General features: G+C 32.5%; 3 protein-coding genes. All 3 read left to right on the forward strand.

Annotation, left to right across the window (positions count from 1 at the left end):
- The coding region (locus ACMUOV_RS05010) for a 3-deoxy-D-manno-octulosonic acid transferase (RefSeq protein WP_413854011.1) at nucleotides 1-925 on the forward strand (925 nt) is incomplete at its 5' end.
- An 8-nt stretch (nucleotides 926-933) separates the two neighbouring features.
- Complete coding sequence (locus ACMUOV_RS05015) at nucleotides 934-1,980, forward strand: glycosyltransferase family 9 protein (RefSeq protein ID WP_413854012.1); 1,047 nt, start codon at nucleotides 934-936, stop codon at nucleotides 1,978-1,980.
- A gap of 142 nt (nucleotides 1,981-2,122) precedes the next feature.
- Nucleotides 2,123-3,151 (forward strand): cation:proton antiporter (locus ACMUOV_RS05020; protein WP_413854013.1); only part of this gene is annotated, 1,029 nt, incomplete at its 3' end.

A 3,151-nucleotide genomic window follows, 5' to 3' on the forward strand; every position in this document is an offset into this window, starting at 1 on the left:
ACCTGTTGATATTTACCCTTTTGTAGTATCTGCCGTGTCAAAAATAAAACCCGATATGTTAATTCTTATAGAAACCGAAATTTGGCCGAGTTTAATTTATTGTGTTAAAAAATACGGAGCGAAAGTTGTTGTTGTTAACGGAAGAATTTCAAAAAATGCTTTCAAATATTATAAAATAACTTCATTGTTTTGGAAACAATTTTTAAATTTAACCGATGCCGTTCTTGTCAGAAACGAAACGGATTTCAAATATTTCGGTTCAATTTTGGGCTCGTCAAAAAAACTTGAAATAACAGGGAATATAAAATATGACAGAAATTGGCAAAATGCCACACTTACAAGGGATATGCTTTCTTATAAAGAAGATGATTTAATTTTAGTTGCAGGCAGCACAAAAAATAATGAAGAAAAAAGTTTAACGGATGTTTATATAAGTTTAAAAAATAAATATAAAAATTTAAAATTAATAATTGCTCCAAGACACATAACAAGAATTTCCGAAATTTCAAATATGTTAAAACAAAAGAATATAAAATTTTCATTGATGTCACAAAGTATTGGCGAAGAAGTTTTACTTGTTGACGTGTTCGGTAAATTGCAAAGTTTATATTCTGTTGCCGATATTGTTTTTGTGGGCGGTTCTTTAATTAACAGCGGCGGGCAAAACCCTATAGAACCGTCTGCTTATGCAAAACCGATTATATTCGGTAAATATATGTTTAATTTTGAAAGCGAAGCGGACTTGCTTAAAAAAAGCAATGCCGCATTTGAAGTTAATGATAAAAAAGAATTGGAAGAAACAATAGATAAATTATTAACCGATAAAAATTTAAGGTTGTCCGTCGGGAAAAATGCTTTAGCCGTCGTTGAAGAACAAAAAGGAAATATAGACAGAAACATAAATTTAATTAAAAAATGGATATAAAACAATATTTGAAAAATAAACAAAATCCTAAAATTTTAATAGTGCAGCCAAGCAGAATGGGTGATATAATATTTGCACTGCCTGCCGTTTCTGCAATAAAAAAACAATATCCCAATGCACATATAAGTTGGATTGCTGACGAAAGATGCTCGGATATAATAAAAGATAATTCATTAATTGATAATTTGATAATTTTTGACAGAACAAAAGTATCGTTATCTTATATAGTAAAATTTTACAAACTTTTAAGAGCCGAAAAATTTGATTTAAGTATAGATTTTCACGGGCTTTTTAAATCCGCATTTATAGTTATGCTTGCAGGTGCAAATTTCAAACTTGCATCATCATCTACAAACGGTATGCGTGAATTGTCATGGCTTTTTTCAAAAGAAATAAAACCGGATAATTTTGACAGCCATTGTGTTCAACGGCATTTAGCAGTTGCAAAATATCTCGGTTGCAATATTGATAATATTGAATATAACATATCTCCGACACAGCGGCAAAAGGATAGTTTTAAAAACTTTTTGTTGGAAAATAAAATTGATTTATCTGAAAAAATTGTTGCCGTTCATCCCGGCGGAGGTTGGCTTTCAAGAAGGTGGCAAGCCGATAAATTTTCAAAACTTATTGATTTGATAAATGAAAATTTTGATGTCAATGTTGTTTTGATAGGCGGTAAAGAAGGCGGCAGCAGCGAAAAAGGTTTGGATGAAGAAATAATTTCAAAATGTAAAAATAAAAATATTATAAACTTAACCGGTAAATTACCGTTAAAGGATTTGATAACATTTTTTTCTTTTTGTAATTTGCTTGTTGCAAACGAGGCAGGTCCGGCACATATTGCAACCGCAATGAAAGTAAATTCCGTTGTAATTTTAGGACCTACAAATGCAAAAAGAACAGGGCCTTTCGGCGGAAACACCATTGTAGTTCAAAAGAAAGTTCCGTGTCAACCGTGCAGAAACAGAAATTGTCTCAAAAAAGATTGCATGAAACTGATTACCGTTGAAGAAATTTTTAATATTGTAGCAGCATCATTGCAAAACATTTAAGGAGAAGCAATCGATGTCGTTTTTGGTTATTGGTTTATAAGGTTATAGGGTTATAGGTTGTTTGTAGTTTTTGTTGTTAACTTATAACCTAATAACCTTATCACTCTATAAACTAAAAAAATACGGAGTATTTTTTTTTATAATGGAAGGTATATCGTTAATTTTAACATTGGCTGCGGGTTTAACTGCTGCACTTATTTTTGGCTTAATTGCTCAAAAACTTAAACTTTCACCTATTGTCGGTTATCTTTTTGCAGGTATTGCAATAAGTCCTTATTCGCCGGGTTTTGTCGGTAATATTGAAGTTGCACAACAATTTGCCGATATAGGTGTTGTTTTGCTTCTTTTCGGTGTCGGGCTTAATTTCCATTTTTCCGATTTAAAAGCCGTATATAAAATTGCCGTTCCGGGTGCAATAATGCAAATATTTTTAGCGACAACCGTTGCTGTTATTGCAACACATTTTTTAGGTTGGTCGTGGAAAACAGGGCTTATTTTCGGTATGGCAATTTCAGTTGCAAGTACGGTTGCGGTTACACGTGTGTTGGAAGATAACAGAAATTTACATACTCAGATAGGTCATACGGCAGTCGGTTGGCTTGTTGTTGAAGATTTGTTTACTATTTTTGTTTTGGTTTTGATACCTGTTTTTTTTAATGAAAAAAACAGTGATATTCGTTTTTTTGCAACGATAGGTATTACCGCATTAAAAATTTCAATTTTAATTGCTTTTGTTTTGGTTGCCGGGCAAAAACTGTTACCTAAAATACTTGAATATGTTGCAAAAACAGGAAACAGAGAATTGTTTACTTTATCGGTTTTGGTTTTGGCATTAGGTATTGCCGTAGGTGCTGCGGAATTATTTGATGTTTCAATGGCACTTGGGGCTTTTCTTGCAGGTATGGTTGTAGGTCAATCCGAATTCGGTGCAAGGGCAACTTCGGATGCAATTTCAATAAGTGATGCTTTTTCCGTTTTGTTTTTTGTTTCCGTAGGGATGTTGTTTGATATAACTTTGGTTTTTAACTGTTGGAAACTTATATTGCTTACATTGTTTATTATAATTATATGCAAACCTTTGTTTGTAACAATGCTTGTTAATCTTTTAGGATTGCCTTTTAAAAAAGCGGTGGCTTTAGGTGCTGCATTCGGGCAGATAGGTGAATTTTCT

This window comes from Candidatus Ruminimicrobium bovinum, assembly GCF_902760015.1.
Taxonomy (GTDB): domain Bacteria; phylum Elusimicrobiota; class Endomicrobiia; order Endomicrobiales; family Endomicrobiaceae; genus Ruminimicrobium; species Ruminimicrobium bovinum.